The organism is Enterobacter cloacae complex sp. IR53030 (genome assembly GCF_049238365.1).
Lineage (GTDB): Bacteria > Pseudomonadota > Gammaproteobacteria > Enterobacterales > Enterobacteriaceae > Enterobacter > Enterobacter kobei.
In genome coordinates this window covers 1-810 of sequence record NZ_JBMKHA010000073.1, presented here as the reverse complement: position 1 = coordinate 810, position 810 = coordinate 1, and the positions used below count along the sequence as shown (strand labels likewise).

General features: G+C 51.2%; 2 protein-coding genes. Both read right to left on the bottom strand.

The features are described 5' to 3' along the window. Positions 1-120 precede the first annotated feature (120 nt). On the bottom strand, positions 121-453 hold the full coding sequence (locus ACOTXR_RS25120; RefSeq protein ID WP_045134957.1) for a type II toxin-antitoxin system PemK/MazF family toxin: 333 nt from the start codon (positions 451-453) through the stop codon (positions 121-123). Next, positions 454-711 carry a hypothetical protein gene (locus ACOTXR_RS25115; protein WP_058690818.1) on the bottom strand — a complete coding sequence of 86 codons (258 nt, stop codon included), beginning with the start codon at positions 709-711 and terminating at the stop codon, positions 454-456. Positions 712-810: the final 99 nt, after the last annotated feature.

Genomic DNA, 810 nt, shown 5'->3' with positions numbered 1-810 from the left:
TTCAGTCGGTAGAACGGCGGACTGTTAATCCGTATGTCACTGGTTCGAGTCCAGTCAGAGGAGCCAAATTTGAAAAGCCTGCTTTTAGAGCAGGCTTTTTGCTTTTCTGCGTCTCTGATGTTAATTCAGAATCGCATCCAGCCTGGCAAGCACCTCATTCACCACTGCGTCTGGTATGCGTTCCAGCCGCTTGCCGCTCCGGGCAGCCATATCAATGGTTCTGGGCTGGTCGCAGCGAATAGCGCCCATCGTTTTTGTTCCCGCACCGTCCAGGGAGACGGTAAAACCGGCTGTACGTGCAAAGTTTCCACCGCTGGTGATGGGAACAACAACGGGTAACCGGGTCAGCTTGTTAAAAGATGCCTTCGATACGATAAGCACCGGACGTTTTCCGCTTTGTTCATGTCCGGCTGTAGGATCCAGTGAGACGAGCCAAATTTCCCCTCTGTCCATTTACAGGATCTCCTTGCCCACCACAGGCGCATCAATCCATTCCCGATCCTCGTCGCTCATTTCGGCGTGCGGATCGCACTGTGCAAGCAGTTCCTCAAGCGAATAACGGGGCCGTTTCTGGGGTTCAATAATCAGGCAGCCATTATTTATGGTCATGCCGACTTCGCTGTCCGTCGACAGCTCCAGCGTTTTGAGCACGGCGGGAGGAACCGCCAACATGATGGATCCGCCGACCTTTTTCAGGCGAGTGGTATACATAGAGCACCTCCGAATATTATATTTTAATATAACATCCATGACTGGTGGAGCGCAATTTTTAGTCAGATTCATTATGGTTTCCTTAGTGTAACTAAGCGT